11 protein-coding genes and 8 pseudogenes are annotated in these 22,381 nt (G+C 38.8%); 4 read left to right on the plus strand and 15 right to left on the minus strand.

Annotated features, from left to right (window positions below; genetic code table 11):
• Nucleotides 1-127 precede the first annotated feature (127 nt).
• Nucleotides 128-457 (plus strand): DUF4236 domain-containing protein, encoded by a 330-nt coding sequence (locus CDA10_RS15880; RefSeq protein WP_089606545.1) that lies wholly within the window; start codon nucleotides 128-130, stop codon nucleotides 455-457.
• Nucleotides 458-591: 134 nt separating this feature from the next.
• Here CDA10_RS15880 and CDA10_RS17205 read toward each other — a convergent pair.
• The 8 genes and pseudogenes from CDA10_RS17205 to CDA10_RS15915 all read right to left on the minus strand — a co-directional run.
• A pseudogene (locus CDA10_RS17205) lies at nucleotides 592-693 on the minus strand (HNH endonuclease signature motif containing protein); the annotation flags it as partial.
• Between the two features lie 35 nt (nucleotides 694-728).
• Nucleotides 729-1,961 (minus strand): ATP-binding protein, encoded by a 1,233-nt coding sequence (locus CDA10_RS15885; protein ID WP_089606546.1) that lies wholly within the window; start codon nucleotides 1,959-1,961, stop codon nucleotides 729-731.
• Nucleotides 1,962-2,412: 451 nt separating this feature from the next.
• On the minus strand, nucleotides 2,413-4,068 hold the full coding sequence (locus CDA10_RS15890) for an HNH endonuclease signature motif containing protein (RefSeq protein ID WP_089606547.1): 1,656 nt from the start codon (nucleotides 4,066-4,068) through the stop codon (nucleotides 2,413-2,415).
• Between the two features lie 748 nt (nucleotides 4,069-4,816).
• Nucleotides 4,817-8,632, minus strand: a complete 3,816-nt coding sequence (locus CDA10_RS15895; RefSeq protein WP_089606548.1) for a site-specific integrase — start codon at nucleotides 8,630-8,632, stop codon at nucleotides 4,817-4,819.
• Nucleotides 8,619-11,120, minus strand: a complete 2,502-nt coding sequence (locus CDA10_RS15900) for a hypothetical protein (protein ID WP_089606549.1) — start codon at nucleotides 11,118-11,120, stop codon at nucleotides 8,619-8,621. Before CDA10_RS15900 ends, CDA10_RS15895 begins: the two co-directional genes overlap by 14 nt.
• Nucleotides 11,121-11,130: 10 nt before the next feature.
• Nucleotides 11,131-11,580: a hypothetical protein gene (locus CDA10_RS15905; RefSeq protein ID WP_089606550.1), complete on the minus strand. Its 450-nt coding sequence runs from the start codon at nucleotides 11,578-11,580 to the stop codon at nucleotides 11,131-11,133.
• 358 nt (nucleotides 11,581-11,938) lie between these two features.
• A pseudogene (locus CDA10_RS15910) lies at nucleotides 11,939-12,127 on the minus strand (transposase domain-containing protein); the annotation flags it as partial.
• 311 nt (nucleotides 12,128-12,438) lie between these two features.
• Nucleotides 12,439-12,567: pseudogene (locus tag CDA10_RS15915) on the minus strand (IS1595 family transposase); the annotation flags it as partial.
• A 109-nt stretch (nucleotides 12,568-12,676) separates the two neighbouring features.
• Here CDA10_RS15915 and CDA10_RS15920 point away from each other — a divergent pair.
• A pseudogene (locus tag CDA10_RS15920) lies at nucleotides 12,677-13,179 on the plus strand (transposase); the annotation flags it as partial.
• Between the two features lie 38 nt (nucleotides 13,180-13,217).
• Here CDA10_RS15920 and istB read toward each other — a convergent pair.
• The 7 genes and pseudogenes from istB to CDA10_RS15960 all read right to left on the minus strand — a co-directional run.
• Nucleotides 13,218-13,991: pseudogene (istB, locus tag CDA10_RS15925) on the minus strand (IS21-like element ISAba8 family helper ATPase IstB).
• Nucleotides 13,991-15,009 (minus strand): annotated as a pseudogene (gene istA / locus CDA10_RS15930) (IS21-like element ISAba8 family transposase). Before istA ends, istB begins: the two co-directional pseudogenes overlap by 1 nt.
• A gap of 82 nt (nucleotides 15,010-15,091) precedes the next feature.
• Nucleotides 15,092-15,469 carry a GNAT family N-acetyltransferase gene (locus CDA10_RS15935; protein WP_157909367.1) on the minus strand — a complete coding sequence of 126 codons (378 nt, stop codon included), beginning with the start codon at nucleotides 15,467-15,469 and terminating at the stop codon, nucleotides 15,092-15,094.
• Between the two features lie 29 nt (nucleotides 15,470-15,498).
• Nucleotides 15,499-16,431 (minus strand): IS5-like element ISAha3 family transposase, encoded by a 933-nt coding sequence (locus tag CDA10_RS15940; protein WP_039251835.1) that lies wholly within the window; start codon nucleotides 16,429-16,431, stop codon nucleotides 15,499-15,501.
• 466 nt (nucleotides 16,432-16,897) lie between these two features.
• Nucleotides 16,898-17,851: a ParB/RepB/Spo0J family partition protein gene (locus tag CDA10_RS15950; protein ID WP_228704649.1), complete on the minus strand. Its 954-nt coding sequence runs from the start codon at nucleotides 17,849-17,851 to the stop codon at nucleotides 16,898-16,900.
• A gap of 44 nt (nucleotides 17,852-17,895) precedes the next feature.
• Entirely contained in the window at nucleotides 17,896-18,513 is a 618-nt protein-coding gene (locus tag CDA10_RS15955; protein ID WP_000158575.1) for an AAA family ATPase, read from the minus strand.
• Between the two features lie 82 nt (nucleotides 18,514-18,595).
• Nucleotides 18,596-18,802 (minus strand): annotated as a pseudogene (locus tag CDA10_RS15960) (hypothetical protein); the annotation flags it as partial.
• Between the two features lie 55 nt (nucleotides 18,803-18,857).
• On the opposite strand from CDA10_RS15960, the pseudogene CDA10_RS15965 reads away from it, so the two are divergent.
• Both CDA10_RS15965 and CDA10_RS15970 read left to right on the plus strand, forming a co-directional pair.
• Nucleotides 18,858-19,711, plus strand: a pseudogene (locus CDA10_RS15965) (IS5 family transposase); the annotation flags it as partial.
• Between the two features lie 1,024 nt (nucleotides 19,712-20,735).
• Nucleotides 20,736-22,082 (plus strand): hypothetical protein, encoded by a 1,347-nt coding sequence (locus tag CDA10_RS15970; RefSeq protein ID WP_020753597.1) that lies wholly within the window; start codon nucleotides 20,736-20,738, stop codon nucleotides 22,080-22,082.
• The last annotated feature ends 299 nt before the right edge of the window (nucleotides 22,083-22,381 follow it).

A 22,381-nucleotide genomic window follows, 5' to 3' on the forward strand; every position in this document is an offset into this window, starting at 1 on the left:
ATACTTTTTGATACACCACCAAAAAATATACTAGTATCCTGATGATAGCCGTCAAAGTACGATCTCTAGCAGATCATGGATCCTGGTATAGCGCGTGAATTGAGCTAAGTTTTAGAATGAGAGCAATATGGGTTTTAGATTTCGTAAAAGTATTAAATTATTCCCGGGTTTTAAAATTAATCTGACCCATAAAGGCATCAGCAGTACCAGCATTGGTAAACCTGGTGCTTCTCTAAATATTGGGAAAAAAGGTACGCGAACCAGTGTCGGTATTCCAGGTACGGGACTATCTTACTCTAAACACCAGCCTTACTCTAAAAAGACCCGTGTTCCACAACCGACATCGCTAGAACACACGGAATATAATCCTCAGAATTTAGAACAACCGAAGACAAAGATCTGGCCTTGGATTATTTTTGGAATATTGTGTTTTATGGTGGGTGCCGTCATTTTTTAGCAAGAACAGCATTGTATTTTAATCAAAAAAAATGCCCACACGGATGAATGGGCAAACTAAGGAATTAATATCCTTCAGAAACTCCAGCGCAATTCTCGCTACTTTCAGTAAGCGACTCTGGCTCAATCATGAGGGTCTGACTCAATCGAGTCGAGGTAAATCAATCCATCACAAATGGAGTAGAAATTATGCTTGATCACATTCTTGGTTAATGCTGAAAAGTCTTTGGGTTTTGATCAATAAATAGAAGTGCCGATGACTACCCTCAACTTTACTTATTTTCAGATAGCAACCAATCGAGAGCACTCATTTTTACAATACCATTATAATTTGCTTCAGTCCCTATCGTGTCTAAGGTAAGTAAATATTTGGGATACGAATCAGAAATTTTCTGTAATGGACGTAACTCTCGGCTGAGTGTCTCCTCATTGAGCGTTTCTAATGCCACCTGATAATAAGTTAAATTCTGTAAAGTATCGACAGCAACAAAATCAATTTCATATTCATCAACCCGCCCTACATAGACCGTATAACCTCGTCTGACAAGCTCAAGATAAATCACATTTTCTAAGATATGACCTTGATCAGCATTAGCATCAGGCAACATAATCCGGCGCAATCCGACATCAACTAAATAGTATTTTTCAGAGGATTGTAATAACTCACGCCCGCGTACTTTAAATTGTGCGGCACTATAAAATAACAAACTGTCCTGTAAGCCCTGAATATAGCGTTTTACTGTTTCAAATGAAATCTTAACCCCACTTGAAACAAAGGTATTTTTAATTTTATTGATGGAAATAGGTGAGCCTGTCACGCTTGCCAAATATCTTGCGACACGCTCGAGAGAGTTAATATCGGCAGTATTCAAACGGGGAATAACGTCTTTAAACATTACACTGGCATAGACCGCTTGCAAGTAATCATAAGTTTCCTGCTGGCTAGTCATGGCAAGCGTATAAGGGAAACTACTGCGCGTATACATGGCATACAAATCACGATTGGATAATTGTTGGATGATCGGATTATTTTCAATATGCCACTGTTTAAATTCTTGGAATGACAGAGGTAGAACGTGTTGCTCGATATAGCGTCCTGTAAGTAAAGTCGCAAGTTCTCCACTTAGAAAGAATGCATTTGAGCCTGTAATATATAAATCGATATAATCCCGAACATATAAAGAGTCGACTACTTTCTCAAAATTTTTAACATGTTGTATTTCATCTAAAAAAACATAATTTTTTTTACTTTTATCAACTTTGGACAATACATAATCATGTAGTTTACGGTAATCGGTGAATTCTTCAAATTCCATAAATTCGAAGTTGATGGCAATGATGTTTTCGGCTTGTACACCCTGTGCTTTCAGGTCTTGTTGAAACATCGCCAATAAGGTGGATTTTCCAGAGCGACGCACACCTGAAAGTACTTTAATGACATCACGGTCTTGCCATGTATTCAGAAATTTTAAGTAACCATCACGTCGAATATTAGCGCTTCTCATTATTTACACTTAGAATCTAAAGTTTTAATAAATTCTATCAAATTTAGAATACATGTGTGAATATATTTAATTTTAATAAAAGTTTAAAGGTTAAGTGAAACATTCAAAGCTGCTGTTGAAGTATACGGATAGTAAATGAAACTAAGATGTTAACTAGAGTGGAACTCATTTTTGTGTTGCTGATGGTCTCAGCCTTAATACTCATTGCTTATGAATTGCTAAAAGGGTTATTTTAAAGTCACCTATACATGTTTTAGATCAAAAAAAATGCCCATAGGGGGAATCTATAGGCAAAACTAAGGACCTTGACGGTCATTCAGAAACTACAGCTAGTTTCTGGTTGTGATTCTGGACTGAATTAAAAATAACCACATTGGCTGAATGTATCAAAAGTTAAATCATGTGATTAATCATTGATACATCTGCAAAAATGAGCTCATCGCTCTGTTGATTAATACAGTAATTCACCAAACAAATCCGCTCTAATCTCTTCCAGACTCAGATCTGATTTCATTCTATTACAGATGGGATGAACCAGCAGACCATTCTCTAGAACGCCTTGCCCACCTACGGCTTTGGCAATCCTATGATCCGATTCAGTAGAATCAAGATAGATCAATCCATCACAAATGAGGCAAAAGTTATGATTACCCACCACAAAATTGTGCTTAAGCAGACTCTTGGTTAATGCCGAAAAGGCCTTTGGCTTTGACCGAGAAATTGGACTAATCGACTCCACATATCCCACCACATTCTTGACTACTGCATCATCATAACCACCCAAAAACCTTTCGACATAGAACTCGTTAAAGTTTATGTACTTGAAGGCCTTAGACATGGACAGAATAAAGGTATTCAGGCATTTCTCATCATCAAAATCAACCTCCATTTCCAAGCTTAAGCAAATAAAGGCTTTATAGACAATTTGTAGCCGATCATAGCCCTTGATACCACTGCCGAACTTGCCGACCGTTTCGGTGGTCGCCACGGGGAAATTGGCGATCAAGAACTCAATACTACGGCGTACCCGGGTGAAGTCCTTGAAACTAATCTTTCGATGATGAATCTGCATGCGGCTTTCATGAATTTCATACACAATTGAAAACCATGCAAGAAAAGAAGTAATCTGAAAACGCTGATCCTTATAAAAATATAAGTATGGATGTAAGCCCAAACTCGGAACCCCAGCATTTTTTACAGGCGTCGCTATTCTGCAAAGAATGGTCAACAGATGCGACATTAGGTTTTCAACGCGCTCCCCCTGATTCAGACTCATAATATTATGAATCTGATCACCCGCAATGATATTCATCAGCTCATTGACCAGGCCAATTTTTTTGCCATGACTCATTTCATTGTCTAATAAAATGGTCGAAAAAAGGAGCTGATGGATCCTCTCCCCTAACTCAATCAACTCATTTAAACGTGTATATTGGAGCTCTTCTAGGTTAGATTTATTGTCATTGATATAACAACAGGCATAGATCGCATAATACGCGTCACTACCGCGATTTCTTAGGTGATATTCCTCATATTTATCTAAACGTTTAGTATCTGAGTTAATAGATTGAAATACCCGTCGCGCATCTTCCGGAGTCCCCAGTACCTGCCTGAAACTGATTTTAATATCTTCTAACTTCGACTTTTTTTCTGCAAATTCAGCATCAGTGCAAATTCTTTGAAAATCAGCGAGATCTCCTAAATAATTGCGGAGGTAACGAATATCTTGTTTTTGTGGATCATTGAAATTAGGTGCTTGAGTGACTTGCTCATCCGCAAAATATCTATTAATCCACGCATAGATACAGGAAAGACGATGTGCTCCATCAATAATGTAAATATTGCCGTGTATATCTTTCCAATACAAGATACACAAATTGATATTTTGATCTTCTGTGCAATCCTCAATAAAGTTTGCAATTTCTTGCACGCTCCAATATTCCGTAGAACGCTGGTTATCCGCCTTAAATAAACATTTGATGATTGGATGCTTTTCAAAATCAGTCAGTGCCACTTCAAAATTGTCACGCTGCATTGAAGGTGACATTTCTTCTGGCAACATAACTTTACGCTGAATAATATTGGTCAATAATCGTGTTGGACCCATTTTTATTTTCTCCAGACAACACTGTCCTACTTTCGCTCAAGTACGAAATTTGAAAGTGTATATAGTTCGATTTGGTTAAAGCGATGAATTAAATGACCGTCAATATTCAGTCAGCGCTAACAAAAGAAACCTAAGAGAAATGGGTACTTTTAAAATGATATTTTTCATATTGTAATCTCGTTGATCAATGTGAATTTTGCCAACATCTTTTCCACGAGATGGTGGCAAACCAAATAGGGGTGGAAATACCGCTCAACGAAACGGCCAGTCATAGACTGCCCTACTTGGCCTGCCATAAAGCATTGCCATGCAGACACAAAAGAGCCACTAAAAGTGACTCTTTAGCACGTTGAGATGCGGGTTTCCACGCCCGATTACAGATTTTGCTGTAACGTAATTATCATATGGGTATCTTTTTCTTTGGTCAAACCAAATTAGAATTTTTTTCATTTTCTGGTGGTGTTTCAAATTTAATGCTGGCTAATTTTTTAAAAATTTTAACCGAAAAAATCCCTGTATTTTCAATACCCCCAAGAATGCCTATTTATCTCAAAATCTATGCAGCATACTTTTTGAAGCACTACCTACATTTATTTTTTAATTCTATGAAAGGGCCTCAATGAATTAAAATCATGAGAATAATTAAAACAAAAAATCAAATTCGCGGAAACCCAGGCCTTTGCTTGGCAAATCAGATTTTGACAAAGCAAAGGCCTGGGCCCCTTAAATTGAACGATATCTGCTTAGGCTATTCCCATAAGGAAGGGTGTTGTACAGCTTCCAGTAGCAAATCAAATGCAAGGGATAATGTAATGTTTTTATTGCTTTGTTGATCGATAAAATAGACGTGAATCTCACGACTTTTTTGCGTGAGATCCACCGGATAGTTATCGTACTGTAATTGGACATCTTCAGGTAACAACAGCTGCATCCCCTCGATAAAATCCTGCATTTCCCAATCCATTTTTGGCTTTTGCTGGGCATCAAAACGACATTGGAAACAAAACTGGTTTCTTCTGAGTTTGCCATGCTGAATCAATACAGCTAAAGCCGACAGAACTTTCTCCTTTAAAAGATCTTTTAATGCGATAAATAGCTGTAGGCTCTTTGGCTTCAGCTTGGTTTTGATCTGCTTGTCATATAGGTCGCTTAAGTACTTTTTCTCGATCGATGCAGCATTGTCCAAATTCCATCCAAGTTTACTGAATGAAGGTACTTGCCATTTTACAGCAAGCCAAAGCGCACGCTTAATCCAAATATCTAGGTTATCCACTATATGAGGTGCTTGGATCTCTGCATCTTGATATGTGTTGAGATACGTGTAGATGACCTTGTAGGATAATGGCTTCAGCTCGAATTGCATCTTGGGCATCAGATAAGGTTGTACTTTCTGATCAATACCCAACACCGGTTGCTCACGTTCAAAGCACTTTCGGTGTTGGCTGTCGCGATTCAGATCCACCGCTTCAGTTTCTTCACGATCATAATGCCTATTCAGAACAGCAGGATGAACTACACAGGGCGTATTGTAAATTCGATCAATCGCCAGCAGATCCAGGGTATGCAGGTAGTGTGAGGCCGTTTGTTCAATCGAGCTATGCCCCATCCAATCGGCCAGCAAACGCCATTTATGCTGAATCACCGCTTCATGCCTGATAGCCTGTTCACCGAACAGATGCTTGCGCATAGACTTAGCCTGCTGCCAGCTGTAGTCGGTATAGGTCATCACCATTTCTTTCGATCCCAACCAGGCGATTGCCAAATGAGTGGCGGCACTATGGCGGAAACTGTGGAAGGTATAGCCGTGATCTGGCTTGATGACTTCATCGAACAGCAGCCGGGTCATTTTTGAGATATACAGCTCGCTCAGGATTTCTCCACCGATCTCAAAAACCAACTGCTCGTTCGCCTTCTTATTATTCGGCTGCTGAAAACAATGCAGAAGATAGCTTTTCACCGCTTGCAGTTCATCATCCAGTAATACCGCGTTCAAATCGAGTTGACGTTGCGCATTTTGGCTTTTCAGTCGTCGATAGACATTATTTTTCAAGGTGATGCGTATGGCGACCGTTTGATTGCCTGGATCGTCTTTCCACAGCAGTTGAGGACAAATGATTTCACCCAGCGTCAGCCCCCGGATTTCATTGAGTCTACATCCCAAACGATAAGCCAGGATGTACATTAGCAGCAACAGCTGCAAATGGACTTTTTCTTTTTGAGTTGAACAGGCCTCAATTTTCTGAATGACTGTTTTTTTTAATTGAATAAACAGCTGTGGGCTGATGAGCTTGGCTTGACAGAACTGGATACGTTGAAAATCACTGTGGTCAAAGCTGCTGACCGCTGGCACATTCTCCGGATATTCTTTCTGGCAAAAAGCATGGAAATCTTTCAGTCGTCCAAAGGCATATTGTGCCCGACCCTGAGTGCGAGTGTCTGTGTATTCACGCTGTGTTTCAGCACGTTCATCGATGCCGTTCAGGATGGAGGCATACAATTGCTCATAGTGCTCTACATTCATCTGTTCAAGGTCATTGTCATACATATAGATATGAAAGAAATAGTCTTTCGCAAAACTGCTCAGATAACGCTTGATACTACTCAATTTTAATTTCTTGCCGTTTTCTTTTTCTTCTTTTCTCAAATAAAAGATCCAGCTCAATAGTCTTAACTGTGCTTCTATCAAATTGCATTCTTTATAATTGTCGCCCGCTAAGGCTGCCTTCTTTACACTCAACCGGGTTTGAATATTGCGCCATTGCTTAAACTGCTGCTGATGGCGTTGTCTTTGGCTTTGCTTATTTTTCCCTGCCGGGGCTCGCTCTTGTTCAAAAAAATCCAACTCAAATGGAAGCTCGTTCAGTTGCTGATGTGCCGTGATAACCACCGGTTTGGCTGTTTCTGTCTCTAACGGGAGGATCCCATATTCTACTTTGACAAGATCATTCGTGGATTTCAAGGTATTGAACCAGGCTACACCTTGGTCTTCTGCCGTTAAAGACACGGTTTTTAGATGATTCTGCAATACTTCACTTAAACACATATCCAGACTCAAGTCTGGATGGATTTCTAGCGCCAAATTGACATGCTGAAAGGGCTTGAGTGCAGTGATCTCAATGAGATCCTGATCCTCGGATCGCAAGATTTTTTTTAATGCCGCAATCTGTTCCGAGACCTTGAGCTGTTTTTTAAGATTCTCGAACACACTCAGAATCGCTTCCAGCACCTTACGCGGATGTTGTGGTTGCAGGTCCTCTGCTTGCTGTTTCAGGATGTGTAAAAAAAGTTGTGCATAAGGATTCAACCAGACATGCCGCCACTGATAAATCTTCTTGTCTTTAATCTCATTGCCGTAATAGCGGTGTGGCATGCAGTAACTGAGAACCAGTGGATTGGTAATTTTTTTATAGTCACTTCGATACAGTGTTGAATACCCAGATAACGGATGGCACATTTTCTCCTTCTCTTTCTCCTCCTCCAGCAGACGATTGCCGATGGCGACCAGCTGAGTGAGATCACTACAGCCTGAACAATAAATCAGACTTAAATACAGATGACCCAAGCACTGTTGTGCTGTTGGCATCTGCAATGTCTCGCTACGCCAATACGCTTTCAGTCCTCTGGCAATATGAAAATGCTGCTGTCCCAACCGCAGTCTGGCTTCAGTGCTGAGAATCTGCCGCGGTGGAGGATCAGAAAACAGCGTCGTAGGACGCAGCTTAATCGGATAAGGCTGGTGTTCCTCATTCTGATACTGTTCTAAACAGGCTAAAAAACTGGCTTCACTGTGTTTGATATACGGTTTGCGCTTGGCACGAGTGGTGAAGTCTTTGTTCCTTAAGAAAGTCTCCAGTCCTTTGGCGAAATTCGCCCAGATTCGGGCAATCTGGTCATCGACATCCTGCTGGCTGTCCTTCTGTCCTGCAATAGCCTCCTTCATTTGTTGAAAAGTAAAGGCCACTTGCTGAGCAATCTGATGATAAATGGTTGATGGAATCTTAATCAAATAAGCATCTTCCGACGCGCTTTCATAAGCTTCTTTACGCTTAATCAAACAGTCTTCAGCCCATTGTAAATAAGGGGCTCTCAGCGCGACCGTGGCAATCTTTCTTTCCTTTAAAAATGCCTTGATTTCTTCCTGACAATCCACCCAAATTTTCTCAATTTCGCTATCGATTTCAAGCGTATTACCCTGATTTTTTTTAATGACATCCGACATCTTATTATTAAAATCCGCTTCGACTTGCTGCTTGATATTTTCATATATCAGGGACATGATTTTAATCGGATAAGCCTCTTGCGTTTCGCTCAGGTAGTCTTCCTTCAGTTGAAAAAAATAGGCTTCGCTCTTTTGTAGATAAGGGGCTCGGAGTGTTGCCGTGCTAAGCTTATGGTTCTTCAAAAATTTCTTCAGCGCTGACTGAAAATCTAGCCAGATTTTCTCAAGCCCTTTATCAATATCTGTCGTACTTCTTTTACGCCCTGCAATCGATTGGAGCATCTGCTGAAAAGTCAGTTCAACTTGCTCACCAATATACGTAGCAATCACATCATGCTTTGTCATGTGCTTTATCCTTTTTTGGCATCGGACTGGATAAATGCTCAACCTGCAATATCTTGATCATCTCATCGATGCCTTGACTGACATGGCATATATACTGATACAAGGAGGCTGAGGAATAACGATAAAACAGCTCCTGATCGCGTTGATCATGGCCGTACAAGGCCTGAATCACATTAAACGCCACTCCATGATCCATCAGCATATTCATTGCAAAATGGCGCAGCCAGTTATTGTAAATAGGCGCTGAGGCATAGCGCGACAACGCTTCATTCACCCAAGCTCGGCTAAGAGGCTTGATCCTGATTTTAGGACTGTCCCATGCTTGAGCCGTCACCGGCAGGCTTCCCGGATAGACAATCACCTTGCCAAACAGATCTTCAAGGGTGAAATTTTTCTTGAAGACAAATTTCAGTAAGTCAGCATAGTGAGTGACCACACTGTTTAAGAAATCGAGATAATGCTTAAACGCCTGAGTAAAAAACTTCGCTAACGGAATAAAACGCCCATCCTTACGTGATTGGCTATTCTTTTTATCATTCACATATAGCAGTCTTAAATCCAGATCATAAGCACTACACTCCCCCAACAAATGTTCTTGCGGACGTCGTGTTAAACATAACAGGCTGATATGCCACATCCACAAACTGTAGGCATTGATCCGCTCGATCAAGTGCTGATGCAACTGAATTTTCTCATGACAGACCTTATGCAGCTGCTGGAAGAAATCAGACACAAAATCCGGAGTCAGGGCCAATTGACTCCCCAGCCGGGTGGTATCCGCTTCACTCGAGCTTTCAAACTGCTGCTCGACGATCTTGATCTCGGCTTCCGTGTCCGGTCTGCACAGCGTATTCAGATAAATCCGGTACTTCTCATTCAGCTGCTTCTTTGCAACCCCTCCGTAAAAACTGCCGGGAAGATCATGAGAACTATCTTTGCCCGATAGCACATGTGCAATATATTCATTAAACGTGTGGTGAAAAACATGGAAGTACAACTGTGCCTGTAACTTTTCGACAGTGATTGAACCAAGCTGTTGTCCTGCTATGCATTTTTTCAGATATTGATTGACCTCTTGCACCGTCACAGGCGCAGTACCACAACTTAAATGTAGATATTCAAACCAGCTGCTGGACAAATACAGCTCATGAGATACCGTATGATTCAACTGATGTGGCATTAAACTTTCATTTTTTTGCTGAGTAATCGCCAGATACAGTCTCACCTGATATTCCGGCCACTTGGCGCTCCCCGTTTTCAGCAGCACCCCCTTTTCAATCAGCTGTTCATAGTTCAGGAGTGCAACAGGTGACAAGCCACTGCTCAGGCTGAGTAAACAGGCGGCAGCCATGGCAGAACTGTCCGGATCTTGGCTGTTTAATTCGCCATTTAACAGGTAAAACAGATGCTGGATTACATCCTGACTCATATAATAAGGATTGGTCACCAGCGGTTGTAAACGACGCTGTCGATGTCGCAACATATACGTCGCATATTCATTCACAAATCTAAAAAAACGACCAGTTCCCGGATCTGTGGTTTCGATCTGCCAACCTTGTTCAATCGCATCAATCTCACCCTCTTCATCTATCACGATCCATGGGTCAAACGTGATATCAGCCGGAAAATCAGCTAAAGTGATCTTATCCTTCGACGGGTAGTCCTTTTCAACTTCATCTTCTTGCGAGGGCCAATCCGGCACAGGTTTCAGCTTTTTAGGTCTTGGTTTTCTCGGTTTCCGTTTTTTAGCTTTTATTTTTTGTAATATCCGTTTTCTTCGTATTTTCCTACGAACTTTTCGATACACGATTATTCCGTCAGATAGACGTTTAAAAATGATGGTCAGTGCATGCAAGTAGCTGGAAAAGTTTTTCTCTTTTAAGGAAAGATTTTGAATAAACCCCGTCCATTTTTCATAAATTTTCCCACTGAGCTTTTCCTGTTGGAGCATAAAATCTAAGCAGCATTGCAGTAATAGTCTGCTGTCCCTTTCTTCACTGCTTTCCTCTTGCTGTTGCAGACCAAGCTTAACCAGCGGTTTACAAATGTAGCGCAACAAATCACAGATTTCTTTTTGCTTAGCGTCAGAAGCCTCTAATGAATAAATCGCCTGATATTGCGTGTAAAAGAAATAACTGACCCGCAAAAGGAAGTAGCCAGCTTCATCCAATTGTTCAGGAACATATGTAGAAAAATAAGTGAATGCCGCAAATAGATAATCTTTGCCTAGCTTTCGGGCGCTCACAATCGAGGTATAAATCTCAGCTGCATTGGCTTTCAATTGCTCAATTTGGAGTAAATCATCTACAGATAATTCAGAAAATTCTGTGAACGTTACAGTGTGCTGTAGTTGCAAATATAGGATCGCGAATTTGACCCGCAATTGATCATTATTTATTTTTTCTTCTTTATTTGATTTCTCAGATTCTTTCGCGTCAGTAATGAGCTTATCTTTTAAAAAATCTTCTAAAGATTGTACTTTTGCCACGTTTCATAACTCACAATTCAATTTTTTCTTCAGGACTAAGATCACACTGACGCTTAATTTTCAGGATCTCTTTAACTTGTTTTTTGACCTCCTCGTTGCGCAAGTTAAAAAACGTCATCAAAAAATAGGCACTGAGTTTCCCTGACTGACCAAAAACCTCAGCCTGCACTTCTGGATCAATATAAATATCAAGCTCACGGATTAGTTGTAACTGGGGCAGGTAATGTACATATGCACGCACGGCACTGTCCGTTTTTAAGATCTCGAGAATCTGCTGCCATATCTTCACATAGCATTTTTCAAATTCCTCTTGTTTCTCTTTATCCTTGCCTGGTTTCTGTTTCTTCAGACTCCCCACCTGCTGCTTCAACTTGGGTAGCTTTGGTGTTTTTGTCACGAAAGGAAGAACAAACTGATAAAGAAAGAGGGCAGTGTTGCTTGCTGACTGAGCAAAAATCATACTAAAATGACCAAAAATTAACACACAAAATTTTATAACATTTTTTTTATTTACTTTTAAAGATTTTTTAGTTAATAATCACAATAATAATATTATTCAAATACTTATAATTTTAAAATATCTAATATTCTGCAAACTCCCCCACTATATTAGTTACAACCCCTCAATTTCCATAAACAGTTTCAACAAAACATCATTAAATCCAGTCATAAAAAGCAAGTGAAAAAACCGCCTAAGATGTAAATCTTTGAGCTTATCAAACTGATCGATATGCTGTTAAAACAGTTTAAATTGAGCAGAAAATCATGTGCCTCGCCTCAAATTTTGGTAAGCATCCGCTGAACCCCATCGCTATTTTTTAATTGGGTTCAGGTTCCCAGCGGTGTCGCAGTAATTCTATTTGGGTCACTTTATCTGTCGGCAACCTTTTCAGCACATCACTTAAATAGGCATATGGATACAGCCCATTCATCTTTGCTGACTGGATCAGGGTCATCATGTTCGCTGCTCGCTGACCACTGCGTAGCGAACCTACAAACAGCCAGTTCTACCCTCAAGGAGGTATCTACACAAATATTTTTAATTGAGCTATGGTAGGCAGCATGTTTTAAATTTTACGACAACTCGATTAGATGCCCGTCTCGTTAAATGCAAGAACATCAGTATCTAAGTGAATCGAAATTTGTTGCTTCACAGGGCTATAGAATTGATCGTGGCGTACAAAGGTATTTTAACTTTTAAATGTTTGTGTAACAAAGCCATACTTATTACTGAAAAAAATATCTCATAACTTTATAATTACTCGCAAATCTTTCATTATTGTAATATGGCTCTAGACTAGCAGATTTACACTTAGTTTTACCTAATGAGGTCCCACAACCCTGTTGCTAGCTCATTAAGCACCCTCATCCAACGCCATTCTGTTTCTTTAAGATGATAATCAAAATACTCTTTTGATATACCGTTGAACTTTGCTAGCCTTCTTTTCTCTGTACACGACAAATTTCACAGAACCCTTATCCTTGATCCTAGACAAAATAATGGACAGCACGTCCCTCTAAAGATAACGTAACTTTAATCTTTGGAGATTCAAGAAATGGCTAAACGTTTTAGTCCCGAATTTAAACAGCAAGCGATTGATTATGCACTTTCAAACTCACACGAGTCTGTAGCTGCAATCGCCCAGAAATTAGGTGTGGGTTATTCAACATTAGATAAATGGATTCGTGAAACCAATCCGGCAGGTTCAAGCAAACGTCAACTTTCACCAGAACAACAGCGGATCGTGGAATTAGAGAAAGAAGTCAAACAGCTCAAGGAAGCCAATGACATCTTAAAAAAAGCGCATGTGTACTTTCTAACAGATCATGCCAAGAAAAGTACACGGTAATTCAAGATCTAGATATGAATGAAGTCACCGTATCTTCTGCCTGTAAATACCTAGGTGTCAGCACTTCAGGCTATTATGCCTGGCGAAAACGTCAAGCCAATACGGCACAGAAATATAATGACTTAAAAGCCGTATATTGGCAGCATCATGCACGATTGGGTGCACCTTCATTGGTACATGACATGCATGATTTAGGTTACAGCATGAGTGTCAACGGCATTCTAAAATTGACCCCTTTGATCTCGTATTAAATTTCAACCTGAGGCTGAATCCCAATTCTTTTTTTATCCTTCAAACGATAACTCTCACCCGATATCTGTACCACATGACAGTGATGTAATAGCCGATCTAACATCGCAGCGGTCAACGTAACATCATCCGCAAATGACTTAGACCATTAGCTAAAGGGTAAGTTACTCGTCAATATCGTACTGCCTTTTTCATAACGCTTGGCAATCACATTAAAGAACAGATTCGCTTCTTCACGTCCAAATGGTAAATAACCAATTTCATCGATAATCAGTAACTTTGGTCCCAGTACCGCACGTTGCATATAGGTTTTCAGTTTACCTTGCTGATAGGCTGTACTCAGTTGCAGCATTAAATCCGCTGCGGTAATGAACTTGATCTTAATGTTGTTCATGATGGCCTTATAGCCTAATGCCATAGATAAATGCGTTTTTCCTACTCCGCTAGCCCCCAGAAACACCACATTTTCTGCTCTAGCAATAAAGCTCAGATTGAACAGTTCAATCACCTGTGATTTAGGGGCCCCTAAGGCATAATTAAAATCATAGTCTTCCAGGGTTTTGACTTGAGGCAGGCCTGAGAGTTTCATCAGTACCTGCTGACTGCGCTGTTGCCTGGCAGCATATTCATGCGTCAAGATCGCTTCAACAAAGTCGGCATAACTTCCATCCTGACCTAATGTTTGTTGTGCATGATGTGACCATTGTGATGCGATGGCAGGCAGATTGAGCTTTTGGCAAAGCTGCTCTATACGGTCGTATTGCAGATTCATCAGGAAACTCCCAGCAACTGGTCATATACCGATAAGGGATGCTGCAAACTCTCGTAGGGCATGACATGCTGTGCTGCTGCAACAGGTACAGTGCTGGAACCTGTATCTGATTGCGGTAATGGCGTAAATTTTTGCTGCTCCTGTTGCAGTCGAACAGCCGGTTTTTCTTGCGTGGTGGCATGAATCCGCTGATTGGCGGTTTCATGCAGCCACCGGCCAATGTGGGCATTGGCGACATCAACATCTAACAGTAAACCCGAAGTCTTCAGGCTTGCTTTCAATGGCACAATAAAGCTTGATTTGAGGTATCCATTAAAGCGTTCAACTTTGCCTTTGGTCTGTGCACGGTAGGGCTTACATACGCGAGGACGAAAGCTGTATTTCTTGGCGCAGTCGAGCAGTTTGGGATTCCATTTATGCTGCCCCTCCTGATAGGCATCCCGTTCAATCATGATCGTTTTAGCGTTATCAAACAGGATTTCCTGAGGTACTCCTGCAAAGAACTGAAATGCATTTTCTAGACCATCGATCCATGCATCGGTACGTTCATGATCATAAAATTTCACGAAAGTCGCTCTGGAATAGCCTAATGTTGCGACAAAGGCTTTTAAAGTCGTGTTGTTGCGTCGAATTGTCGTGAAATCTACCTGCATTTGTTGGCCAGGTTGGGTTTCAAAACGAATGATCGGTTCCGGTTTGGCAACTGGTTTTAATGTTGCAAGATATTCCCTCAAGATCCTGATCTTTCCTGGATATCCCAACCTTAAAATTTCCTGGTAGAGCACAACAGCAGGAATCCATTCAGGATGAGCTGCGTTTACACGTTGGAGTAAATAGGGTTTATATGGGTCAAGGATACTTATTCTAGGCTGTATACGCTGATACTGAGGTGTGGTGTTTTGCCGTAAATATTTACGTACGGTATTTCTGGACACCCCAGTTCACGAGTAATGGCTTTAATAGATTTACCTTGCTGATGAAGTATTTGGATTGTCACTGCTTGCTCCAAAGTTAACATGTTGAGCAGTCCAAAATGACCGCTATATTAACCAAGGGGGTCAGTTTTTAAATGCCATTAGGGGGTCATTTTTACACTGCCGCTAACAATAGAATCTAGCTGATTTTTCATCAGCAGCATTCAAATATAAAATTGAACATTGTGGATTCTCTGCGGCAAACTCTCGAGCTAGTGAGATACCCTCAATTAATAGGGTTTCACCAAAACCTCTATCTCGATAATCTTGATCAACAGCTAAAAAACAAACTTCCAAAGCCTGAGTCCCTGTAGGCAATTGCAGCTTCTGCTTAAAATTATTTGGGAGATTGGTTCTATATTTTAAAATAATAAATCCCACAATTTTATTTGGGGATATCAAATATAATACTGAATACGGGCGCTTCTTACGTAATTCCTTGTCAGGAACAATCTTCATAAATGTTTTATGAATATTCAGAGGCTTTGTTGCATAAACATTCAAAAGCTGAGTTTTCCCCAATCCATTCAAATTTAAGTGACAACTTGGGTGTGAGGTCTACCTAATTCCGTAAATCTATTCAGAACTGCCACACGCGCATGAATTTCATTGACCTGACTTTGAAAATGTCTTGCCGTCAGCTTATCTCCTAATAATTTGATGCAATGCATCTTGGTTTCCACCAAACTACGACGGTGATAACCCGACCATTTTTTCCATAGGGTTCTGCCTAAATGTTTAACCGTTTGAAGTAACTCATTTCGTTCTATTGAACTTATTTTAGAATCTTTCCAGGGCTTGGCATTCTTTCTGGGTGGAATTACTGCATGTGCTTGACGATCTGAAATCACTTTTCTGCAGCACTTCGTGTCGTACGCGCCATCGGTATAGACAGAATCTATTCGCTCATCTAGTGGAATTTGATCCAGTAAATCACCTAGTACTTGTGAATCACTGACATTATTTGTAGTAAGCTGAACGGCACGTATTTGCAGTGTTTCAGCATCTATACCAATATGCAGTTTACGCCATTGCCGACGGTATTCAGGCTGATGTTTTTTACGCTTCCATTCGCCTTCACCTAAAAACTTTAAACCCGTAGAGTCGACAAGTAGGTGTAACCCATCATGACTTTTCTGATAGCTTATCGCAATATCAATATGCTTTTGTCGTCTACAAAGGGTGGAGTAATCTGGTGCTGTCCAATTCAAGCCACAGAGTTTAATCAGGCTTTGAACAAAGCCAGTAACCATACGTAAAGAAAGACGGAATAGAGATTTGATCATTAAACAGCATTGAATCGCTGTATCGGAATAAGTTTGATTTCGTCCTTGCTTGCCTTGTGGTTGTGCATACCATTGCGTCTTAGGATCAAACCAGATTGAAATATTTCCTCGCTTGATTAAAGCTTGGTTATACGAGGACCAATTGGTTGTACGGTAAGTTTTAGGTGCAGGCTTCTTCATCTGGAAATTATATTGCTAAAGAAGCCCTCAAGAATAGCTTTGTGCAACAAAGCCGATTCAAGATAAAATGTCGAATAAAATCTGGTAAATCTAATATCAAAACTGCACTTAACTTGGTCAGGACTTCAAGTGATTTTTTTTGCATTTCCAATTTTTTTCTATCGTAACGATCTCAGCTGATACTGGCTGTATAAACTCAATACTGTTGAAATGGCTAATTTTTAAATTTACAACTTAGGCTCAACAGAATCTGTTAAGCCTAAAAAGGCAGATCATGAAGATAAAAATATTGTTGATTCTGATATGGATGAAATTTTAGATCCATCAGAAGATCAGTTACCGTTCTGGTAAGCATTTTTCCCTTTAACACTTTTTAATTCAATATGTATGATAAATAGCAGTACCCAATATTTAAAAAAATATTGGATACTCAATTATAAATTTCCACAGTGGAAATTTATAATTTTTATGGGTGGTCATCTAAACCGGCAAGAAATTCTTCTAACTTTTCAATCTTTTCTTGATTAAATTCAGCATTTAAACTGGTGCGAATATTTAGGACTGTTTTCCCATTGAGACTTTTCTCGATCTTAATCGAACCAAATTTAAGACCATTTTTATTTTTTAAGATCATTTTGTTTACTAGAGAGGCATTTTCGATGCTTTGATCTTGTTTTTTAGCTGTCTCTTGTACCGTTAATGCTTTTTCTATTTGATAAATGAATTTTTTTGATGGACGATTTGTTTCTGTAAATTCATTTAGGTACTTTTTCCATATGGTTAACGTGGTATCTTCAACTAGTTGATGGTTAAACTTTAAAACCAGTTTATTTAATTCAGTTAACAATTGTTGTGCGGTTGCACCTGAAATCGCTTTGGGGTGGATTTTTAGATCTTCTTTTATATAGTTTGGCAGTTTATAAAAGCTCATTAATCTAAAGTATTTAGATTGATCTAATTGATATTTTTGAGTAATAAATTCTATATTTTGTATAGTATAACCAAACTCATCGCAGTGTTTTTGTATAGCATTGACTAATTCAAAATCACTAAGATTTGACCGATGTAAATTGTCAATCAATGAAATTAAAGCTGTCTTTTCTGTAGATTTATCATCTCGAATAATTGCACGAATAGTCTTATGTTTTAATACATCACGAACAGCTCGAAACCTTTTTTCTCCACCAACAAGCTCATATGTTTCTTCTTTTTTGATCACAACAATCGGATAAATTTGCCCATTCGTTTCAATACTTTTGGCAAGCTTTTCAACATCTTGTAAAACTTTGTCTGTAATAATGCGAGGTTGATGCTCTGAGAAGTCAATAAGCTCTATAGGTAGATCAACAATATTATTTTCAGTCGATGATACCAATGCAACTTTGCCTGTTCCTGCTGCATTAATAAATGCTTGTTCCATTTCAAAGGCATCATCAAAATCGACAATGAGTGGTTTTTTCGCCATTACAGGATCTCCACCAAAAATTCATTTAATTCATCTTTTGCTTTACTACTACCCATTTCTAATACTGATTTTCCTTCGATCATTGCATCGCGAAATTGTTTGCGATCACGCACAATGGTATTTAGTGTTTTCACAGACTTGACTTGTTGTAGCAACTCTAAAGCAGCATCAATTTCTGTAGATTTGGTATTGGTTGGTGCTTTATTTAAGACTACAAAAGTTTCTAATTTCTTATTTACTTGCTTAGCAGCATTTACCAATCTAAGCACAAATGGCAGCACTTCGATATCTGTTTGACTAGGTTGCGTTGGAATAATAAGAACATCTGCTATTAATAATGCTGAACGAAACTCAGCTGAATCACGTCCTGCAACATCCAATACAATATATTTATTATTATTTTTTAACTGTTGTAGTTCTTCTTTTAAATTATCTTTGAGCGAAATGGTTGTAATCGAGTCTTGTGTTCTACGTTTACTCCATTTTATAGAGGATTGTTGATCATCTCCATCTACAAGAATAGTCTGACCTTTTTTGCTCAGAGCAACAGCTAAATTGGTTGAGAGTGTGGTCTTTCCAACGCCACCTTTCTGATTGGCAATTACGTATATTGTCATGGATTAAATATATAAAAATTAAATTTATATTAGCATAATTTTAAAAATTAAAAAAATATTTTTAAATTTCCACTGTGGAAATTTAAAAAACTAAAAGCCTTTTTTTTCTTTTGTTTAGTCCCGGCATTTGATGGATCGGATCAATCTTAAAAAGTTCAGGTTCATCTATCCACTGTTTGCAGATGAATTCGTAGGGAGTCAGGCCCCTGAGTGTTTTGAGTCTGCGGTCGAAGTTGTATGTAGCAATAAAATCAGCAAGGTGAATGCATAGCTGAGTGTGATCGTCGTAAGGCTTTGTTGCACAAACCTATCTGTAAAGGGTTTTTCAGCGATATAATTTTCAAATGAAGAAGCCTACACACAAAATCTACCGCACAACCAATTGGCCCGCATATAACCGAGCACTCATGAGTCGCGGAAATATTGCCATTTGGTTTGATCCTGCTACGCAATGGTATGCGCCATCAAAAGGCAAACAAGGGCGAAATCAAACCTACTCCGACGCAGCCATCCAATACTGCTTAATGATTAAATCCTTATTCCGTCTGTCTTTACGTATGGTCACTGGCTTTGTGCAAAGTCTGATTAAACTTTGCGGATTAAATTGGATAGCTCCAGATTACACCACGCTTTGTAGAAGACAAAAGCATATTGATATTGTAATCAGCTACCAAAAAAGTAGCGATGGGCTGCATCTACTCATGGACTCTACAGGCATGAAGTTTCTAGGTGAGGGCGAATGGAAACGCAAGAAACATGGAGCTGAATATCGTCGCCAATGGCGTAAACTACATATTGGTATAGATGCTAAAACCCTGCAAATACGAGCAGTTCAGCTTACAACCAATAATGTCAGTGATTCACAGGTGCTTGGTGATTTACTTAATCAGATTCCACAAGATGAGCGGATTGACTCTGTTTATACCGATGGAGCTTATGACACCAAGCAATGCCGTCAGGTCATTGCAGATCGGCAAGCGCATGCGGTGATTCCACCTAGAAAAAATGCGAAACCATGGAAAGATACAAAGAGTAGCTCGCTAGAGCGAAATGAATTACTTCGAACAATTAAACGTTTAGGCAGGACACTATGGAAAAAATGGTCAGGCTATCATCGGCGAAATTGGTTGAAACTAAGATGCATTGCATCAAATTATTAGGAGATAAACTCAGTGCAAGGAGTTTTGATGGCACTGTTGCAAATAGAAATTTGAGTCGATGATGTTCCCTTTAAAAAGTGCTTAGAGACCGAAAACTCTATTCTATATTGTGCTTTTTGTTAAAAATGACACTATATATAGTATTTTAATTTGTTATATCAATGCGATTTTTTTCTACAACTTTATACATATTTGAAAATTCATTTGGAACGTCTTCAGTTATAACCATGCGATAGTATCCAGGTTGGAACAACTATTTTTCTATAAGAAGATATGAGAACGACTGAAAGGAGTTCGATATATCGTTCTATTCTTTTTCTTTATTTGAAAAATTAATTAAATATTTATTAATTAGTTATCTGTATTTTTTTATAATTTCTTCTTTAAGATTCAAGTTAAAAAAGCCCTAAAAGATTGACTTTTTTGATAGTCCCAAGACAAGGTTTTGTCTAGCCTTATTTTATAAGACTTTTTAAGCTTCCTTCAAAATCAGTTGAAAACATTGAGTTATAAAAGAATGGACCTCAGCTCGAAACTTTACGAAGTATAGCGAGTAACAACGAAGCTATGCTGAAGTAAATGTTTGAGCAACCAACCGACTGTATGCAATAGCTACAGTAATGGAAGGAACAGAGGGCGGTCAGTAAATAGGCTTTAGGTGCTATGTCTGTGTGCGCTTATGTGTACCTAGAATCCGTACATTTTTGTTTTAAGGTTTTTGCTTTTTTCATTTTTAAAAACAAGTATTTATAAAATGTCTAAGACAAGGTTTTGTCTACAGCCTTTAAATTTTCCTTTATAAATTCACTGTAATTTGAGTATCGAATTTCAGCGAAAGCCGTATAAAACCTAAGATCAATTAAGACTGAAATCTGTCTTACTTATCCACAGTTTTAAATTTAAAAACAAAACAAGTGTTTAGCTAGACAAATAAAGCAATTCAAGACAAAAATAGAGCCATAAGACAAGTTATTGACATTATCTGTCTTGAGATAATATAATCTGTCTCAAGAGGGGAGAACAGTCTTCCATTACAACAATATGCAATGAGGATAATAAAACGTGCAAATAGGAAAAATAAGCACAGTGTTTAAAGTTTATGATGCAATGATGGGTAGCGGTAAGACTACTCAAATTATAGAAAACATTAGAACAGCAGAAAAAGACCAGAACTTTCTTTACATCACTCCATTACTTGATGAATGCCATCGTATTTCAGGTACAACATACGATCCTGAAGATGTATTAAAACGTCCTTTAATTACCACAGAAGACGATACAAGCGTTCATTACGCATATTTAGATGATGCTCCTTTGAAGGAAAGACGTTTCAAGCATCCAAGCTATAAGGGTGGAAATAAAGCTGAAAGCTTGCAATACCTGTTAAAGAACAAAGAAAACGTAGTCAGTACACATCAGCTCTTTATGAACCTAACACCAAATATGTTGGATGATGCGAAAGACTATGTACTGATTATTGACGAAACAATTCAAGTCTATGATGTATATACAGAGCATTCATCTACAGAGTTAGAAGCTCTTTTCCGTTTAGGTTGGATTCATGTTGATGATGATGCTGTCACTCTTCGTTTCAACCGTGAAAAGTATGGTGATAACGGTGGTGACCCGACAGGTACGAAATATGAAAACCTAGCAACAATGTGTGATCTCGGTCAGCTCTTGTATGTGGACCAGAAGCTGATTGTTTGGGAATTGAGTATCGACACACTGAGATCTTTTAAAGAAGTCTGGATTGCTACTTATATGTTTGAAGGCTCTCAAATGTCAGCGTATTTGAAATCGTATGGCGTTGAGTATGAACTGATCCGTTTTGGTAACAAGCCTTCTCAAATTAAGCATTTAGTCACTATTTCAGATAACAAGTTTATTAATGAGATTGGTACTAAAACTACAGCATTGAGTTCAAGCCAATTCAAATCAAATAAGAAAGCTTTATGTGAGCAGTTGTCAAAAAATCTTGATAACTATTTCCGTAACCATGTTAAAGCGAAAAAGTCAGATAGACTTTGGACTTCATTTAAAGAAGCACATTCAGCAATTGCTGGATCACGCTATAAAGAAGAATGGTTAGCCTTCAATACAAAGGCAACTAACGAATACAAAGACAAAACCAACTTAGCTTACTTGATGAACCTATATCCAAATCCAATGGTTGTTAAAGCTTCAGCTATGAAGGGATTCCCTGTTAAGGAAGATGTATTCGCTCTATCTGAGATGGTCCAATGGATATGGCGTTCTGCTATTCGTGAAGGTAACCCAATCAATATTTATGTACCAAGCTCAAGAATGCGTAGTTTATTACAGCGTTGGTTAAATGATGAATTTGAAAATTCTGCTGCTGAAGATATTGAAGTTACAGAAGAAGCCGAACAGTTAGAATTAGTTTAAATTGGCTTTGTTGCACAAAGATTTGAAATGCAAAGCGCCCCTAATTGAGCCAAATTTAAGGCGTAACTTGGGTAAGTGGTCGACCTAATTCCGGAGTTTCCTAAATAGAGTAAAAAAATAAGCCTTTGATTTTTATAATTATTTTATTTTTAATTTCTAATATCTGAACACAAATATTATAGTTTTCTTACTAATCTGCCATACCCTCACATATTTTATCATTAATATTCAATTACTTATATTTTTACTCAATACGTCTTGTTTGCAAATTAGATTTTTGGTGGTGTATCAAAAAGTAT

The organism is Acinetobacter piscicola, from assembly GCF_002233755.1.
Taxonomy (GTDB): Bacteria; Pseudomonadota; Gammaproteobacteria; order Pseudomonadales; family Moraxellaceae; genus Acinetobacter; species Acinetobacter piscicola.

Excerpts from the sequence above, each read along its gene's own strand:
- CDA10_RS15885 (WP_089606546.1), bottom strand. The coding sequence starts at position 1,961 with ATGAGAAGCGCTAATATTCGACGTGATGGTTACTTAAAATTTCTGAAT.
- CDA10_RS15955 (WP_000158575.1), bottom strand. The coding sequence starts at position 18,513 with ATGACAATATACGTAATTGCCAATCAGAAAGGTGGCGTTGGAAAGACC.
- CDA10_RS15890 (WP_089606547.1), bottom strand. The coding sequence starts at position 4,068 with ATGGGTCCAACACGATTATTGACCAATATTATTCAGCGTAAAGTTATG.
- CDA10_RS15895 (WP_089606548.1), bottom strand. The coding sequence starts at position 8,632 with ATGACAAAGCATGATGTGATTGCTACGTATATTGGTGAGCAAGTTGAA.
- CDA10_RS15940 (WP_039251835.1), bottom strand. The coding sequence starts at position 16,431 with ATGAAGAAGCCTGCACCTAAAACTTACCGTACAACCAATTGGTCCTCG.
- CDA10_RS15905 (WP_089606550.1), bottom strand. The coding sequence starts at position 11,580 with ATGATTTTTGCTCAGTCAGCAAGCAACACTGCCCTCTTTCTTTATCAG.
- CDA10_RS15880 (WP_089606545.1), top strand. The coding sequence starts at position 128 with ATGGGTTTTAGATTTCGTAAAAGTATTAAATTATTCCCGGGTTTTAAA.
- CDA10_RS15950 (WP_228704649.1), bottom strand. The coding sequence starts at position 17,851 with ATGGAACAAGCATTTATTAATGCAGCAGGAACAGGCAAAGTTGCATTG.